The organism is Gorillibacterium sp. sgz306347 (assembly GCF_059735245.1).
Genome location: NZ_JCAPET010000023.1, coordinates 30,343 through 47,224 on the forward strand (window position 1 = coordinate 30,343; position 16,882 = coordinate 47,224).

The 16,882-nt window shown below is 59.2% G+C and carries 12 protein-coding genes; 10 read left to right on the top strand and 2 right to left on the bottom strand.

Annotated elements, in window-relative coordinates; translation table 11 throughout:
* The first annotated feature begins 294 nt into the window (after window positions 1-294).
* The 3 genes from AC6I6H_RS13565 (at window position 295) to AC6I6H_RS13575 (ending at window position 5,454) form a co-directional block, all read left to right on the top strand.
* Window positions 295-2,385, top strand: coding sequence for an alpha-galactosidase (locus AC6I6H_RS13565; RefSeq protein WP_497954394.1), 2,091 nt, complete (start codon window positions 295-297; stop codon window positions 2,383-2,385).
* A gap of 96 nt (window positions 2,386-2,481) precedes the next feature.
* Window positions 2,482-4,638 (top strand): alpha-galactosidase, encoded by a 2,157-nt coding sequence (locus AC6I6H_RS13570; protein WP_497954395.1) that lies wholly within the window; start codon window positions 2,482-2,484, stop codon window positions 4,636-4,638.
* 141 nt (window positions 4,639-4,779) lie between these two features.
* Window positions 4,780-5,454: a carboxylesterase family protein gene (locus tag AC6I6H_RS13575; RefSeq protein WP_497954396.1), complete on the top strand. Its 675-nt coding sequence runs from the start codon at window positions 4,780-4,782 to the stop codon at window positions 5,452-5,454.
* 70 nt (window positions 5,455-5,524) lie between these two features.
* Here AC6I6H_RS13575 and AC6I6H_RS13580 read toward each other — a convergent pair whose 3' ends face one another.
* Window positions 5,525-7,024 (bottom strand): IMP dehydrogenase, encoded by a 1,500-nt coding sequence (locus AC6I6H_RS13580; protein WP_497954397.1) that lies wholly within the window; start codon window positions 7,022-7,024, stop codon window positions 5,525-5,527.
* A 106-nt stretch (window positions 7,025-7,130) separates the two neighbouring features.
* The gene (nagZ, locus tag AC6I6H_RS13585) at window positions 7,131-8,456 is read right to left on the bottom strand and encodes a beta-N-acetylhexosaminidase (RefSeq protein WP_497954398.1); all 1,326 of its coding nucleotides are present in this window, start codon (window positions 8,454-8,456) and stop codon (window positions 7,131-7,133) included.
* A gap of 202 nt (window positions 8,457-8,658) precedes the next feature.
* Between nagZ and AC6I6H_RS13590 the strand changes: the two genes are divergently transcribed.
* The 7 genes from AC6I6H_RS13590 to pstA all read left to right on the top strand — a co-directional run bounded on the left by AC6I6H_RS13590 (window position 8,659) and on the right by pstA (window position 16,814).
* Window positions 8,659-9,441: an SDR family NAD(P)-dependent oxidoreductase gene (locus tag AC6I6H_RS13590; protein WP_497954399.1), complete on the top strand. Its 783-nt coding sequence runs from the start codon at window positions 8,659-8,661 to the stop codon at window positions 9,439-9,441.
* Between the two features lie 196 nt (window positions 9,442-9,637).
* The gene (locus tag AC6I6H_RS13595) at window positions 9,638-10,300 is read left to right on the top strand and encodes a bifunctional 2-keto-4-hydroxyglutarate aldolase/2-keto-3-deoxy-6-phosphogluconate aldolase (protein WP_497954400.1); all 663 of its coding nucleotides are present in this window, start codon (window positions 9,638-9,640) and stop codon (window positions 10,298-10,300) included.
* 75 nt (window positions 10,301-10,375) lie between these two features.
* Window positions 10,376-11,305, top strand: coding sequence for an aspartate carbamoyltransferase (gene pyrB / locus AC6I6H_RS13600; RefSeq protein WP_497954401.1), 930 nt, complete (start codon window positions 10,376-10,378; stop codon window positions 11,303-11,305).
* Between the two features lie 1,379 nt (window positions 11,306-12,684).
* Window positions 12,685-14,094: a hypothetical protein gene (locus AC6I6H_RS13605; protein WP_497954402.1), complete on the top strand. Its 1,410-nt coding sequence runs from the start codon at window positions 12,685-12,687 to the stop codon at window positions 14,092-14,094.
* A gap of 37 nt (window positions 14,095-14,131) precedes the next feature.
* Window positions 14,132-14,989 (top strand): phosphate ABC transporter substrate-binding protein, encoded by an 858-nt coding sequence (locus AC6I6H_RS13610; RefSeq protein WP_497954403.1) that lies wholly within the window; start codon window positions 14,132-14,134, stop codon window positions 14,987-14,989.
* Complete coding sequence (gene pstC / locus AC6I6H_RS13615) at window positions 14,986-15,942, top strand: phosphate ABC transporter permease subunit PstC (protein ID WP_497954404.1); 957 nt, start codon at window positions 14,986-14,988, stop codon at window positions 15,940-15,942. Before AC6I6H_RS13610 ends, pstC begins: the two co-directional genes overlap by 4 nt.
* The gene (gene pstA, locus AC6I6H_RS13620) at window positions 15,939-16,814 is read left to right on the top strand and encodes a phosphate ABC transporter permease PstA (protein ID WP_497954405.1); all 876 of its coding nucleotides are present in this window, start codon (window positions 15,939-15,941) and stop codon (window positions 16,812-16,814) included. Before pstC ends, pstA begins: the two co-directional genes overlap by 4 nt.
* Window positions 16,815-16,882 lie beyond the last annotated feature (68 nt).

The window sequence follows — 16,882 nt, forward strand, 5'->3', positions numbered from 1 at the left end:
GGCTGCGGCAAGCGTCCGTTTCCCCGGAAACGGACGCTTTTTTACTTGTACGAACAAATTACGTGAAAAGACAAGAAATCATATTTGGTTCCCTTCTCATGTAGTCGCTTTCATACTATCCTGTATAGGATGCCACGGTTATGTTATGATGGAAGCCGTGGATGGTAAGCGCTTCACAATGCGCGGTGTGCTGTCGGCCGCCCCCGGGTTACGCAGCCCGGGCCTGCGGAGAACAGGCCAGCAGCCTGGACATGTACACACAAATTCACACGGACTGCAAAGGTGGGAACGGAAATGAAACGGATTGAACTGAAACAGGAAGGCCTGCACCTGGTGTTTGAAGTAACGGAGGAGAACGACCTGCTGCTTTTGCATTTCGGCGCTCTGCCGTTCCGCGAGGAAACGGTGACGGCCAGGCAGAAGCCGGGGTTCCGTCCGGTGGAAATTCAGGCAACCGGCGACGACCGCCTCGAATATCACGGCCGCACGAAGAAGAATACCATGCCCGGCGTCCGGATGCGGTATGTCGAGCATCGGATCGCAGACACGGAGGCCTCCGGCAAGAAGCTGGAAATCGTTCTTCACGACCGCGAAACCGGCTTGCAGGCGACGCTGCATTACCAGTTCTATGCCGGGATTCAAACGGTTCGCGCCTGGACCGAGCTGGATAACAAGGGAACGGAAGCCGTCGGAGTAGAGTATGTTTCCTCCTTCGCGCTCACGGGACTGTCCAAGGAAGGAATCGAGAGCCGGGACCGCAAAATGTCGCTATGGATGGCCCACAGCTCCTGGCAGGGCGAGGTGCAGTGGCGGAATTACAAGCTGCCCGAGCTGGGACTTACGCATTTGAACGAATTCGGGTCCAAACGGATCGCCGTCAGCAATACCGGCTCCTGGTCGAGTGCGGAGCACATTCCGATGGGCGTGCTGCAAAATCACGAGACCGGCACGACGCTGTTCTGGCAGATCGAAAACAACGGCTCCTGGCACTACGAAATTTTCGAGCAGATTGAACAGCTCGCGCTTCTCGTCAGCGGTCCGACCGAGCATGACAACCATTGGTGGAAGAAGCTCGAGCCGGGCGAGGCGTTCCGCTCCGTTCCGGTCGCCGTGGGAGCCGCCGCAGGCGGTTTTGACGAGGCGATCGAGCAGCTGACCCGATACCGCCGGGCAATCCGCCGGCCGAACGAGGACAACCGGTCGCTCAAAATCATTTTCAATGATTACATGAACTGCCTCTGGGCCGATCCGACGACCGAAAAGGAGCTGCCGCTGATCGATGCGGCCGCGGAAGCGGGATGTGAGTATTACTGCATCGACGCCGGCTGGTACGCCGACGGCTTCTGGTGGGACAATGTGGGGTACTGGCAGCCGTCCGAGAAACGGTTTCCGGAGGGCATCCGGTTTGTGCTCGATTACATCCGCTCCAAGGACATGATTCCCGGCCTCTGGCTCGAAATCGAAGTGATGGGCATTCATTCGCCCAAGCTGGCCGAAACGACCGATGACTGGTTTATTACCCGCCACGGCAAAAAAATCAAGGACCGCAGCCGCTACCATCTCGATTTCCGCAACCCGGCGGTTATTGCGCACGCGGATGAAGTCATCGACCGGCTGGTGCAAGATTATGGTGTCGGCTATATCAAAATGGACTATAACATCAACGCCGGAATCGGCACCGAGCTTGACGCCGACAGCTTCGGGGACGGGCTTTTGCAGCACAACCGGGCATACCTTGCCTGGCTGGACGGCGTGTTCGCGCGCTACCCGGACCTCGTTATCGAGAACTGCGGCTCCGGCGGCATGCGGATGGACTATGCCATGCTGAGCCGGCACAGCATTCAGTCGACCAGCGACACGACGGATTACCGCAATTACGCCGTTATCGCCGCAAGCTCGCCGGGCGCCCTGACGCCGGAGCAATCGGCCATCTGGTCCTACCCGCTCAAGCAGGGAGACCGGGAGGAAGTGGTCTTTAATATGGTGAACACGCTTTTGCTGCGCGTCCATCAGAGCGGCCACCTGGCCGAAATCGATCCGGAGCGCCGCCGGCTCGTGAAGGAAGCGCTGGATTTGTACAAGGAAATCCGCCGCTACATTCCCGAGTCCTATGCCTTCTGGCCGCTTGGCTTGCCCCGCCGGGACAGCGAATGGATCGCATATGGCCTGCGCGGTGCCGGAAAAACGTTCCTGGCCGTGTGGCGGATGGAAAGCAGCTCGGACCGGGTGACGATTCCAATCCCGCATCTGAAGGGGCGGGACGTAGAAGCCAAGAGGATTTATCCGGGCTTCGCGGAGGAGCCGTTTGCCTGGCATCCGGCGTCCGCGCAGCTGACGGTAGGGGCCGGCGCCAATTACACGGCGCGGCTGTACGAATTGGGCTAATCGGCCCGTAAAGCTTCGATTATCCAACCAAGGCCGGATACGGCGTTCGCCGTTGGGCGTAACCCGTGCCGGCCCGCCATTAAGGAGGATTATACATTGCCGATTACATATCATGAACAAGAGGCTTTGTTTCACTTGCAAACCAAAGACATGAGCTACGTCATCCGCCTCGTGAACGGGTACCCCCTTCATTCGTATTGGGGCAAGAAACTGCGCGATTCCGGCAATCTGGCCGGCCTTGGGCTTTTCCCGGCGGAAACCTCGCTCGATTGGATTCCTCAAGAGTACCCGCAGTACGGCTCCAGCGACTTCCGAAACCCGGCTTATCAAGTGCAGCTGGTGGACGGCACGCGGATTACGGAGCTGGTTTACGAAAGCCACCGGATCACGGACGGCAAACCGGAATTGAAGGGGCTGCCCGCCGTATACGCCGAAGCGGAGGACGAAGCGCAGACGCTTGAGCTGCACCTGCGCGACCGGTACAGCAACCTGGCCGTCACCTTGCGCTATACCGTTTTTGCCGAGCATAACGCGGTGATCCGCTCCGTGCTGTTCCGCCACGAGGGCGAGCAGCCCGTCCGGCTGTTCCGGGCACTGAGCGCCAGTGTCGATCTGCCGTCTTCGGAATACGATGCGGTGTATCTGTCCGGCGCGTGGAGCCGCGAAAACAGCATTCAGCGCCGCCCGGTCGGTCCGGGAGGAACACGGATCGAGAGCCGCCGCGGCATGAGCGGCCACCAATTGAATCCGTTCCTCGCCATCGCAGAACGAAACACGGATGAGGACCAAGGCTCCGTCTATGGCTTCAGCCTGGTCTACAGCGGGAATTTCGCCGCCGACGCCGAAGTGGATATGTTCCAGACGACGCGTGTCACGATCGGACTGAACCCCTTTGATTTCACCTGGACGCTGGCGCCCGGCGAAGCGTTCCAGACCCCGGAAGCGGTGCTGGTTTATTCGGCGGAAGGCTTCGGAGGCATGTCCCGCACCTATCACCGGCTTTACCGGACGCGTTTGTGCCGGGGTGTTCACCGGGACAAGGAAAGGCCGATTCTGGTCAACAACTGGGAAGCGACCTATTTCAATTTCACGGCTGACAAGATCGAAGAAATCGCCAAGGCCGGCGCCGATCTCGGGATCGAGCTGTTTGTGCTGGACGACGGCTGGTTCGGCAAACGGGACGCGGACAACAGCTCCCTCGGGGATTGGGTGGAGGACCGGCGGAAGCTGCCGGGCGGCTTGACCGATCTGGCGGAGCGGGTCAACCGGCTCGGCTTGAAATTCGGCCTGTGGGTTGAGCCGGAGATGATTTCCCCGGACAGCGATCTGTACCGCGCCCATCCCGACTGGTGCCTGCATGTGCCGGGCCGCCGCCGGACGGAAGCCCGCTGGCAGCTCGTGCTCGATTATTCGCGCCAGGAAGTCGTCGATTATATTTACGAATCGCTCAGCCGCATTTTCAGCTCCATTCCGGTCGCCTACATCAAATGGGACATGAACCGGAGCCTGACCGAAATCGGCTCGGCCGCGGCGCCCGCCGAGGATCAAATGGAAATCGCCCACCGTTATTATTTGGGGCTGTATGATTTGCTGGAGCGCCTGACTTCCCGCTTCCCGGACATTCTGTTCGAAAGCTGCTCGAGCGGCGGCGGCCGGTTCGATCCGGGCATGCTTTACTACATGCCGCAAACCTGGACCAGCGACGATACGGATGCTGTCGAACGCCTGAGAATCCAGTACGGCACCAGCCTGGTTTATCCGGCCAGCACCATTGGCGCCCATGTATCCGCGGCGCCGAACCACCAGGTCGGCCGGCTGACCTCGCTTTCCATGCGCGGGGACGTCGCCATGTCCGGTAACTTCGGGTATGAAATGGACCTGACGAGATTTACCGAGGAAGAAAAGGAACTGGCCCGCGAGCAGGTGGCCCGCTACAAGAAATTCCGGCCGCTTGTCCAAACCGGGGACATGTACCGCTTGAAAAGCCCGTTTACGGGTGACGGAAACGAAACGGCCTGGATGTTCGTTTCGCCCGACAAGAGCGAAGCGCTGTTCTTTTTCTTCCGCGTGCTGGCCCGGCCGTTCCCGCGTCCAACCCGCGTCAAGCTCAAGGGCCTGGACCCCGAGCGGGATTACGCGGTGGAAGGACAGGACCGGACGCTCGGCGGCGACCGTTTGATGGAGGATGGCCTCATCATGCCGGAGCTGAAGGGCGATTTTGTCAGCGCCTGGTTCCACCTGAAATCCGTTTAACCTTAATAGCTCCACACCCCTTGCTTGGAAAAAACGGACCGCTTGCCCCGGAAACGGAAGCAGGCGGTCCGTCTGTTTGTCCGGTGCAGTTGTGCCTGCTGCTGCAAATTCGCTAGAATAGGGGCGAAGGGAGCGGGGACAATGGAGCTGTTTTACAAACGGACGGAAGGTCCTTGGTTTACGGAAGCGATGAACTACCTGCTTGCCGCTCCCATGAAAGACGAGGACGACTGCAGCGCCAAATGTCCGATGGTGGTCTGCCTGCACGGAGCGGGGCAGCGCGGCGATGATCCGCGGAAGATTGCCGCGCACGGGCTGGCCAAAGAAGCGGCAAGGGGGAGGGAGCTTCCGTTTTTGCTCCTCGCGCCCCAATGTCCGGCAAATTCGAACTGGATCCGGGAGCAGAACGCTGTGCTCCGCCTGATTGAGCAAACGATCCGCGAGCAGGATGCGGACCCGAAGCGCGTTTACCTGACGGGCTTCAGCATGGGCGGCTTTGGCACCTGGGAGCTGGCGCTTCAATACCCCGAACGGTTTGCCGCCATCGTTCCGATTTGCGGCGGGGCGCTGGCCGGGCGGGCTTACCGGCTGGGAAATCTGCCGGTATGGGCGTTTCACGGCGACCGGGACGATGTGGTGCCGGTTCAGTTTTCCCGGAATCTGATCCAGGCCCTGCGGGAGAACGGCAACAACCGGGCGCGGTTAACGGAGCTGACGGGCGTCGGACACGATTCCTGGTCCCACGCCTATGCCCGGGACGATTTGTACGAATGGATGCTTCAATACCGGCAGTCCGGGACAAACGGATTTGCCTGACAACAACAAACCTCCCGCGGCCGAAGCCGTCCGGGAGGTTTTGTTTGGCAGTCCGGGAAGCCCGAACGGGTTATTCGGCGGACAAGCCGCTTTCCTTCAAAATAACGTCATGCGCTCCGCCTTCGGTCAGGCTGGTGGCGGAAATCAAGGTAATGCGCGCCTTTTTTTGCAGCTCGGGAATCGATTTGGCACCGCAGTTGCACATGGTGGACTTGATTTTGCTCAGCGTCTTGTCCAGGTTTTCTTGCAGGCCGCCGGCATAAGGGACGTAGGAATCCACGCCTTCCTCAAAGTGCAGCTCCTCTTTGCCGCCGCTGTCGTACCGCTGCCAGTTGCGCGCCCGGTTCGAGCCCTCGCCCCATATTTCCTTCACAAAATTATTGCCGACCTTCAGCTTGCGCGTCGGGCTTTCGTCAAAGCGGGCAAAGTACCGGCCCATCATCACAAAATCGGCCCCCATCGCCAGCGCCAGCGTAATGTGGTAATCGTGGACGATGCCGCCGTCGGAGCAAATCGGCACGTACACGCCGGTTTCCTTGAAATACTCGTCGCGCGCCGCGCAGACCTCGATCAGCGAGGAGGCTTGGCCGCGCCCGATGCCTTTTTGCTCCCGGGTGATGCAGATGGAGCCTCCGCCGATGCCGACCTTGACGAAATCCGCACCCGATTCCACCAGGTACAGAAAGCCCTCGCGGTCCACTACATTGCCGGCCCCGATTTTCACATTAAAATTCGCCTTGACGTATTCCACCGTTTCGCGCTGCCATTCGCTGAAGCCGTCGGACGAGTCAATAACCAGCACGTCCGCTCCCGCCTCCACCAGGGCGGGCACGCGTTCGCGGTAATCGCGGGTGTTGATGCCTGCGCCGACAATGTAGCTTTTGTTCTCGTCTAGCAGCTCGGTGGAATTCTTTTTGTGCTCGTCATAGTCTTTGCGGAAGACAAGATACTCCAGGTTGCCCGCTTTGTCGATGATCGGCAGACAGTTGAGCTTGTGTTCCCAGATGAGGTCGTTGGCTTCGGACAAGGAAATGCCCGAGGTTCCGTAGATGAGGGAGGAAAAGGGGGTCATGAATTGGCCGACGGGGAGATTTAAGGGGTCGCGGCTGATGCGGTAATCGCGGCCGGTGACGATGCCGAGCAGCTTGCCGTTCGGTTTGCCGTCTTCCGTTATGGCGACGGTGGAGTGGCCGGTTTTCTCCTTCAGCTCGATAACGTCCTTCAGCGTATGCTGCGGCGTCAGATTCGAGCGGCTGATGACGAAGCCGGCCTTGTATTTCTTCACCTTGCGGACCATATCGGCCTCGGCTTCCACCGATTGGGAGCCGAAAATGAACGAGATGCCGCCCGCCTTGGCCAGCGCGATGGCCATCCGGTCGTCTGATACCGACTGCATGACAGCGGACGAGAACGGGATATTGAGGGAAAATGCGGGGTTCTCGCCCGGGCCATATTTGACAATCGGCGTTCTAAGGTCGACCTGGGACGGCACGCAGTCCTTTGTCGTCAAATTCGGAATCAGCAAAAATTCGCTGAACGTCCTTGAAGGTTCCGTATAATAAGTAGCCACTCCGATTCCTCCCGCCGTTTTTAAGTAAATTTTTTCAATCATAGCACCGGCTGCCGGGGGCGTCAACACGGAACTTTGAGGAGAACCGCAAGGGTGGCGGGCGGTTTTACTTCAAGCTCTGCACAAGGGCGGCCGCCTCTTTATTTTGCGCTTGAATATCCGGACCGTCCGATGCATTCCCCTTCAGGCCGTATTTCTCCTTGGTCCGCAAAATGCGCAGTACGCTCTCATCCAGCCGTTCGGGCGAAATGCGTCCGGTCCGGACCGCCTCCCCGAGCGCATCCAGCACTCTCGTCTCTTTCTCATATTCATGGCAGACCAGGACGATGTCGCCGCCTGCAAGGATGGCCTGCACCGCCGCTTCGCCGATTTCGTAATGCTCCGCAATGGCGCCCATGGTCAGATCGTCCGTCATCACAAGGCCCTGAAAGCCCAGTTCGCCGCGCAGCAGACCGGTGATTACCGGACTGGAAAAGGAAGCGGGGTGGTCGGCATCCAGCTTTGGCAGCAGAATATGGGCGACCATCACGGCATCCGCTCCGTTCCGAACCGCTTCGGCGAACGGGACCAGCTCGAGGCGGCGCAGGCGGTCCAGGTCATGCTTCACGACCGGAAGCCCGAGATGGGAGTCGACGGAGGTGTCGCCGTGTCCGGGAAAATGCTTCACCACCGGAACCACGCCGCCCTCGCGGATGCCGTTCAGGGCCGCGTTTCCGAACCGGGCGACGGTTTCCGGGTCGCGGCTGTAGGAGCGGTCGCCGATAACGGGATTGTCCGGGTTGCTGTCGACATCCAGCACCGGCGCGAAATCCAGGTTGAACCCGAAACCCGCCATCGTTTTCGCCATGTTTGCGCCGATCCGTTCCGCCATGGCGGGATCGCCGCTCTGTCCGACGGACGAGGCGGACGGAAGCTTTGCCAGCTCGGGAGGCATGCGCGTCACCCGGCCGCCCTCCTGGTCGGCGCTCAGCCAAAGCGGAACCGGGTTATCGGCGTTCAGGCGCTTCAGCTCGTTCAGCAAGGCGAGCGTTTGACCGGCCGACTGCAAATTGGGCTGAAAGAAAATGACGCCGCCGGCTTTGCGGTCCCGGATTAAGGACAACGCGTCCTGCCCGGCGGTTGTCCCGTCTATGCCGACGATGACCAGCTGCCCGATCTTTTCTTCGGTGGTCATCGTTTTCAGCCGTTCAACGGCTTTGTCGGCTGGCTCGGGGGATGGAGCAGGAGCGGGAGAGAGAGCTGTTTCCACGGCGGACGGAGATGGCGCGGCGGCGTCCGGCGCCGAAGGAGCAGGGTTGGATACGGAAGGGGCGGGCGATGAGGCCGAGGGACTTTCGGCCCGGTCAAAGACGGAGCAGCCGGCGGAACCGGCAAACAGGAAGGCGGCGGCGAGAAGAATTCCGCCTGTTCGTTTAAGAGGCAAAGGAAGCATGGATGCAAGTCAACTCCTTGAATATTTGCTTGGAAAAACGGGATGCCGGCAGTATCGCTGCCAAACCGGTCACTGTGTAATGCGCGCAGGCGGGCCCCCGGCAAGCACCGGGCTTCCGCGTCCTCGCATCGGGAGGGTTCGCATGGTATTCTATCCATTAGAAACGATCCGATGGAAACGATCTAAAAGGAGGAGCAGCGGGATGGACCTGGGACTGCAAGGAAAAGTGGCCGCCGTAACCGGCGGCAGCAAAGGTATCGGCTATCAGACCGCCTTGACGCTTGCGGCCGAAGGGGCGCGGGTAGCAATATGCGCCCGCGGCCGGGAAGAACTGGAAGCGGCGGCGGAGCGGATTCGGCGGGAAACGGGCGGCGAGGTGCTGGCTGTCCCGACGGATGTCACCAAGCGCGAGGAATGCGAACGGTTTATTACCGAAACCGTCCGCGTCTTCGGCGGGCTGAACATCCTCGTCAACAATGCCGGAACATCGGCGGCAAAGGCTTTCAGCCAAGTGGAAGAGGGTGACTGGCAGGCGGATCTCGATCTGAAGCTGTTCGGAGCCATTCATTGCTCCCGCGCCGCCGTTCCCCATCTGAAGGAGGCAGGGGGCGGGGCCATCGTCAACCTCGCCACTTCTTCCGCCAAAACGCCGCCCGCTTCCTCGCTGCCCACAACGGTCAGCCGCGCCGCCGGACTGGCGCTGACGAAGGCGATGAGCCGCGACCTGGCGAAGGACAACATTCGCGTCAACGCCGTCTGCATCGGGCTGATTCACAGCGACCAAATCGAGAAAAAATGGAAAAGCGCCGCACCCGGGCTTACCTGGGAGCAGTTTTCCGCGCTGCCGGACCATCAGATTCCGCTTGGGCGCATCGGACGCACGCAGGAGGCGGCGAACGTCATCGCATTTCTCGCCTCCGAGGCGGCTTCCTATGTCACCGGCACGTCCGTCAATGTGGACGGGGGCAAAGGCCCGGCGCTTTGACCGGCGTTTTTCAAGCTTTTTCCTTATCATAGCCAACCGACGGAGCAAACGCCAGCGCCCCGAAATTGGCCGGCGCTCTGTTCACTCCGGCTGCACAATGCTATAATGGGCGCTGACGAAGCGAACGGTTTTCCGGCCATGCCGGCTCAATCCCGGCGAAGCCGTTATGCACAAAAGGACAGGTGGGACTCAGAAGATGAAGAAGTTCAAGATTTTGGAGAGCATTTCCCAGCAGGGCGTCGTCGCCGTGCTGCGCGGCGAGTCTCCGGAGGAAGTCGTCGAGATGGCGCGGCAGGCCATTGCGGGCGGCATCAAGATTATGGAAATTACGATGACCGTCCCCGGCGCGCTCGAGGCGATCCGCAAGCTGTCGAGCGAGTATTCCAGCTCGGCAAGCCCGGACGACGAACGCTTTGCCGTCATCGGCTCGGGCACGGTGCTGGACCCGGAAACCGCGCGGGCGACCATTCTCGCCGGAGCGGAATTTGTCGTCGCTCCTTCCTTGAACAAAGAGACCGTTATTCTTTGCAACCGCTACCGGATTCCTGTCATGCCCGGCACGATGACCATTCAGGAAATCCAGACGGCTCTGGAGCTCGGCGTCGATGTGGTGAAGCTGTTTCCGGGCAATCTCTATTCGCCTTCCGTTATCCCAAGCATTCGCGGCCCGCTGCCGCAGGCCAACATCATGCCGACGGGCGGCGTCTCTCTGGACAATCTGGCCGACTGGATCAAAGCCGGCGCGTTTGCGGTCGGCATCGGCTCGGACCTGACCAAAGAAGCGGTCCAGCGCAAAGATTATTCGCTTGTCCGCGAAAAAGCCAAAGCCTATATCGAGGCGTTCCGCGGAGCCAAATAAAGGTACCGCCGCAGTAAAACCGTCAGAGCCCTCTGGCGGTTTTGATCTGTCCCACTAACCGGAAAGGAAGATACCATGACTTCGTTCTACCATGTGCTAGGAGCCAAGCAATTTGACCGCCGGACGCTGGACGAGCTGTTCGAAGCGGCCGCCCGGATGGAAGACCGTGCGAACTGGAACCGCGACCCCTTTTTTACCGGCAAAATCATGACGACGCTGTTCTTCGAGGCCAGCACCCGGACCCGCCTTTCGTTTGAATCGGCGATGAACCGGCTGGGCGGCCGGGTTATCGGGACGGAGAACGCCGCGCAGTTCTCCTCCACCATTAAGGGAGAGACGTTGGAGGATACAATCCGTATCGTATCGGGCTACAGCGATGTCATCGTCATGCGGCATACCGAGATCGGAGCGGCCGAACGGGCGGCCTCCGTCGCCACCGTGCCGATTATTAACGCGGGGGACGGCGCAGGGGAACACCCTACCCAAGCTTTGCTTGATCTGTATTCGATCCGGAAGGAGCGGGGGAGCATTGACGGGCTCACCATCGCCATGATCGGGGACCTGGCTTACGGCCGGACGGTTCATTCGCTCAGCTACATGCTCGCCAACTACAAGAACGTCAAAATCTACTTCGTTTCCCCGGAAAACGTGACGATTCCGCCGTATGTCCGGCATTATCTGGATGAGCAGGGGATTCCCTACGAAGAAACGGAGGATTTGACTGCGGTTGCGCGCGAGGCCGATGTGCTCTACCAAACCCGGATTCAAAAAGAACGGTTTCCTTCCGCCGAAGAATACCGCAAGGCCGAAGGAAAATACATCATCGACCGCGACATTCTCGGCCTGATGCGGGAAGACGCCATTATTCTTCACCCGCTGCCGCGGGCGGGGGAAATTGCCGTTGAGGTGGACGACGATCCTCGGGCCGCATACTTCCGGCAGGCGCACAACGGGCTTTATATCCGGATGGCGCTTGTTGAGAAATGCCTGTCGTACCAGCGCTGAACCGTTGCATTCAAAGGATGCCCCGTAACAAGTTTCTGCGAACCCTGGGGCAATCGGAATTGCCGTGCGGATATTAATTAAAATGGTTGTGTTTTCAATTTGATTCAAGCGCATACCGGGTAGAAGCAAGGGAGCTGCTTCAAAAGGCGGCTTTTGGAACACCCTCAGCAATCAAGATAATAGGTGAAAAAACAGGGAGCTAAGCGGCTGAATCTGCTTGGCTCCTTGTTTTTTCGCGTTTACTGCCGCCTCCTGGAGCATATCGTGCACGAGGCAAAGTCAACCGCCACCTGCCGACAGACTTACTTTAGGCAAGCGACGAGGCTGGAAGCGTCGAAAGCCCCGGGTTGTCTTTTAGTTTCTTGTACTATGCACAGTTCCCGGCCCGATCGTGCATCAGTTCCCAGCCCCGCGCTGAGTTCGGCCTATGCACAATTCCTGCCCCGCGCTACCTCGGCCCATGCACAATTCCTGCCCCGCGCTAGCCTCGGCCCATGCACAATTCCTGCCCCGCGCTAGCCTCGGCCCATGCATAGTTTCCGGCCTCACACATGNCGGCCCATGCACAATTCCTGCCCCGCGCTAGCCTCGGCCCATGCACAATTCCTGCCCCGCGCTAGCCTCGGCCCATGCATAGTTTCCGGCCTCACACATGACTAACCGGCACTGGTGCAGCCTCGATTGAGGGGATCGCCACGTCTCTCACCCCTCCACATAGGGGCACTGACGACGTTAATGGATCTAATGCTGCAAAGATGCATTATTTTTTGGTGGAAAAAGTAGAATTACGGATAAATCCTGCAATTATGCATGATTTATCGGCATTTTGGCGGTTTTCGGGCTATGGTTCAATAATTATCCTGCACAATCGCAGCAATTTCGGGGAAAGGGACTTTTCGCTTGTGGAATGCTGTATTTTTGCAGGAATCGGGGGTACCGTACCGAGCCGACGGAGCTGGAACCGACGCGCGAGCCAATGCTGGAGCCGACGGAGCTGGAACCGACGCGCGGAGCCAATGCTGGAGCCGACGGAGCTGGAACGCACAGATCGGAACCGCTACAATCGAACCGATGAAAGCCGAAAACCATTTCCTCACGTCCCTCAAGGGTTTTTCCTGGTTCCTGCAATAAGGCGTGTTTCCACTAACCCGAAAATAGCCCCCTTGCATCATTCCTCTAAGAGTCTTCCTTCGTCAGCAAATCGCTCATGCAAACGAGACTGCACCTAGACATGTAAAGGCTTTCGGGGCAGTCTCCTTTTTTTACATATTCTACATATAAATTGCTGGTTAATTTTACAAAACTAACAAAAATCTTTAACAAATGCATGCAAAAATAAGCAATGAAAGCGAATCTAAATCAAGGGATCGGGTGAAACGATGAAGCAATGGAAAAAGGCAGTGTTGGCGGCGGTAGCCGCCGCCGCGATCATTCCCGGCGCCGCAGGCTTGCCGGCGGCGTCCGCCGCGTCCGGCATCACGGAAAGCCAGGGCAATCTGACCTTGGACGGTCAATCCGTCAGCCTCCGGACGCTCGACGCCAGCGGGGTCAAGCTGTATGCGCTGCGCGACCTGGCGAATGCGTTCGGGGCGGCGATGGAGCGGACGTCCACCGGAATCCGCCTGACGTTCGAGGCTTCGGCTTTGGAACGGAACACCGTGGAACTGGCGGAAGGCTCACTGGTTTATACGGTGAACGGGGAACAGCGCCAATTCGGCACCGCTCCGGTTTACCGGAAGGGCGCCGTATACGCCGAGCTTGCTCCGCTTGTGGAAGCGCTGGGCGGTTCGGTCCGCGACGAAAACGGCGGCATGTCGGCCTATTCGTACAAGCTGCTGGAAGGACCGTTTGAAAACGCGGTCTGGGCGGCGGGCAACCGGATCGTCGCAATGCGGGAAAGCGACAAATCGCTGTACGCCATCGACGCTGCAACAGGCAAAGCCTCCCTGCTCGTCAAGAACGAGGATGCCGCGGAGCCGGTCTTGTCTCCGGATGGGCGCTACGGGGCGTTCCTGAACGCCAAGGCCCAATTGCAAATAGTTTCCCTGGAGAACGGAGTCATCCGGACCGTCAGCGAGGACACCTCCGTAAAAGCAGATCTGGTCTGGGCCGCCGACGCCAAAAGCATTTATTTCATTCAAGGCGACAACCAGGATAAAATCGCCAGAATGAATCTGGACACGGGCAGCATTACCAAGCTGGTGGACGACAAAACCAATTACAAATCCGAGCTTCGGGTCGCGGAAGACGGGAAGAAGCTGCTGTATCTCGTCACGGTAACCGGAGTCGCCAAGAACGACAGCGACAGCACGGAGGAATCGCTCACGATCGATTATTCAAAGGCCGGCACTTCCCTTTATTCGTTCGACCTGACCGCGAAGGACGCCAAGGCGCAGCTGCTTGCGGACGGCTCCGACAACAAGCTGGACCCCAAGCTGCTGAAGAACGGCCAGGCGCTATACATAAGTGTGGACCCGGAGAGCGACGAGCCGGGCGGCAAGCTGCTGACAGTCGGGACTGACGGCAAGCCGGCCGCTTTCGCGGCGGGTCTTCTTCCGTCCGGGGCGGTTCCGGCGGCGGCGGGGCAGCTGGCCTTCACGGTGGAACTTGCTGACGGACAGACCGAGCTTTACCGCATCCAGGAGGACGGCGTCAAAATGCTCGTAGCGTCGACCGCTCTGCCGCTGGACAGCCTGTTCCTTTCGTCCGAAGGCAGCGCCGTTGTGGCTCTCTCGGAAGGGAAAATCGTCGTCCTCAGCCAAAACGGCGCTTTGTACTTGACCCGCTGACAACCGCTTTCCAAAAAACGAATGAGGTGAACGCATAATGAAAGGGTTTCGTAAATGGTCCATTCTGGCGCTTTCCTTTGCGCTGCTTTCGACGGCGGTTTCCGCCGCTCCCGTTGATGCCAAATCCACGCTGAAGGGAAAAATCACGATCAACGGCTCCACCGCGCTGCTTCCCCTGACGCTGCAGGCCAAAAAAGAATTTATCAAAAAGAATCCGAAGGTAACGATTGCGGCCTCGGGCAAAGGCTCCGTCACCGGCCCGCAAGCCGTGAGCAAAGGCATTGCCGACATCGGCGCATGCGACTGGGATGCCAGCATGGACGTCCCCGGCTTCAAAGCGTTTAAAGGCCAAGTCGCCCATAAAGTCGCGGTGATTCCTTTTGCAGCCATCGTTAATCCGAACGTCGGCGTCACGAACCTCACGACGGAGCAGCTTCAGGGCATCTTTACCGGCAAGGTGACGAACTGGAAGCAGGTCGGAGGCAAAGATGCGGACATCGTGGTCATCAACCGCGCCTTTGGTTCGGGCACGCGCGTGAATTTTCAGATGAAAGCTCTCGATAACACCGAAACGGTGAAAAAGGACAAAAACTACAAGGAAGTCGGCTCCAGCGGCGACATGAAAACCAACGTCGCCACCACACCGAATGCGATCGGCTACATCGACCTGGTTTATGTGGACAGCTCGATCAAAGCGATCAAAATCAACGGCGTGGAAGCGACGGCGCAAAACGTCATTGACGGCAAGTACAAAGTTTGGGCTTACGGCTATTACATGACCAAAGGCCAGCCGACCGGTGCGACGAAAGCCTTTATCGACTATGTGCAGAGCAAGGATTTTCAGCAAGGCTCCCTGAAGAAAATGAAATTCATTCCGGTTTCGGCGATGAAATGAGCAAGACGGCGATCGTTCCGGGAGACGGCAAGCCGTCTCCCCAAGCCGCCCGAGGCTCCCGGCGGGTCTTTCCGGCCCGCCGGGCCCGCTTGCGGATGACCGACGCGCTGTTCGGCAAGTTTTTTCTGGTCAGCATCCTTTTGCTCTGCGCAGTGCTTGGCCTGGTAATATGGCTTACGGGACGCACGGGGCTCCTGACCTTTGCCGATGTTTCGCCCGCCGAATTTTTCCTGTCCTTTGACTGGACGCCGGAGGAAGAACGCTTCGGCGCCGCCTCAATGATTGCCGGAACGCTGCTGCTCACGGGACTGACGCTGCTTCTGGCCGTTCCGCTTTCCGTCGGAACGGCGATTTTTATTGCCATGATCGCGCCCAAGCCGCTGCAGCGGATTTTCCGTCCGGTGCTGGATATGCTGGTGGGCATTCCCTCGATTGTTTACGGCTACCTCGGCTTGACCGTTCTCATTCCGATTATCCGGCGGTTTTCCGGAGAGGGCCTCGGGGACGGGCTGCTTGCCGCAGCCCTGGTGCTGACCTTGATGATTTTGCCGACGGTTTGCCGGGTAAGCGACGATGCGCTTTCCGCCGTTCCCGGCGCTTACCGGGAGGCCGCCTACGCCCTTGGCTCGACAAGGCTGCAGATGATTATGCGGGTGGTGGTGCCGGCCGCCGGCAGAGGAATCCTGAGTGCGGTAATTCTCGGCATGGCCCGGGCCATCGGCGAAACCATGGCGGTGGTGATGGTAATCGGCAATACCGCCCAGTGGCCGAAAGGGCTTGTTTCGCCGACCTCGGTGCTGACGAGCAACATCGTCATGCAGGTGTCAAACGTCGAATATGATTCGGCCTGGAACCATGCGCTTTATCTGATGGCCTTGCTCCTGCTATTAATCTCGCTGGCGCTGATCATCGCCGTCCGCATGATCCGGCGGAAAGGGGAGGCTTCTTCATGAAGTCGGGAACGCTGCCCGGGCGCAGCGCGCGTTCGCGTCGGCTGAACCGCCTGGCCACCGTATGCTTTTGGGCGCTCGGGATCGCGCTGCTTGCGCTGATCGCCGCGCTGCTGTTCGCTATTCTCGGAAAAGGCTTGTTTCGCATCACGCCTTCCTTCCTGGTCGGCTTGCCGGAGGAATTGGATACCGGCGGGGGAATCGGCCCCGTTTTGTTCAATTCGTTTTACATTCTGCTTTTGTCGCTGGCGCTTTCTCTGCCGGTCGGCATCGGCGCCGGGATCTACATGGCCGAATACGCGCCAAAAAACCGGTTTACCGGCTTCCTGCGGGTGGCGGTGGAAGGGCTGGCGTCGGTACCCTCCGTTGTATTCGGGCTGGTCGGGATCGCGATCTTTGTGGAGGCTTTTGAGATCGGCCTCACCATTCTGGGCGGCGCGGTGACGCTGGCGATGCTGAATCTGCCCGTCCTGACGCGGGTGACCGAGGAAGCGATCCGGGCGGTTCCGGACGAATACCGCCAAGCTTCTTATGCGCTCGGAGCCGCCAAATTCCAATGCCTGTTTACCGCCGTGCTGCCGGCGGCCATGCGCGGGATTGTTACCGGAGCATGCCTGACGGCGGGCCGCGCCTTTGGCGAGTCGGCGGTTATCCTGCTGGTCGCGGGGCTCAGCACCTCGGGGCAAATGTGGGATTTCAGCCTCTATGCGCCGGGCGAAACGCTGGCGGTGCATCTCTGGTACGTTCAATCGGAAGCGATCGTGTCGGATGCAAGGGACATTGCCGACAAATCGGCGGCGGTGCTGGTCATTGTGGTGCTGCTCATCAACCTCGTTTTCCGTCTGCCGCTGTGGCTGAAAAGCCGGAAAAGCTGAACGAAATGAGCCTATTATGAGCCCGAAAGACCTCCGGCAAAAGCGCCCGGCACATCCGGGATACGGAA

Coding starts and splice junctions, on each gene's coding strand:
- pyrB (WP_497954401.1), top strand. CDS start 10,376: ATGACTTCGTTCTACCATGTGCTAGGAGCCAAGCAATTTGACCGCCGG.
- AC6I6H_RS13610 (WP_497954403.1), top strand. CDS start 14,132: ATGAAAGGGTTTCGTAAATGGTCCATTCTGGCGCTTTCCTTTGCGCTG.
- AC6I6H_RS13590 (WP_497954399.1), top strand. CDS start 8,659: ATGGACCTGGGACTGCAAGGAAAAGTGGCCGCCGTAACCGGCGGCAGC.
- pstC (WP_497954404.1), top strand. CDS start 14,986: ATGAGCAAGACGGCGATCGTTCCGGGAGACGGCAAGCCGTCTCCCCAA.
- pstA (WP_497954405.1), top strand. CDS start 15,939: ATGAAGTCGGGAACGCTGCCCGGGCGCAGCGCGCGTTCGCGTCGGCTG.
- AC6I6H_RS13605 (WP_497954402.1), top strand. CDS start 12,685: ATGAAGCAATGGAAAAAGGCAGTGTTGGCGGCGGTAGCCGCCGCCGCG.
- AC6I6H_RS13595 (WP_497954400.1), top strand. CDS start 9,638: ATGAAGAAGTTCAAGATTTTGGAGAGCATTTCCCAGCAGGGCGTCGTC.
- AC6I6H_RS13575 (WP_497954396.1), top strand. CDS start 4,780: ATGGAGCTGTTTTACAAACGGACGGAAGGTCCTTGGTTTACGGAAGCG.
- nagZ (WP_497954398.1), bottom strand. CDS start 8,456: ATGCTTCCTTTGCCTCTTAAACGAACAGGCGGAATTCTTCTCGCCGCC.
- AC6I6H_RS13565 (WP_497954394.1), top strand. CDS start 295: ATGAAACGGATTGAACTGAAACAGGAAGGCCTGCACCTGGTGTTTGAA.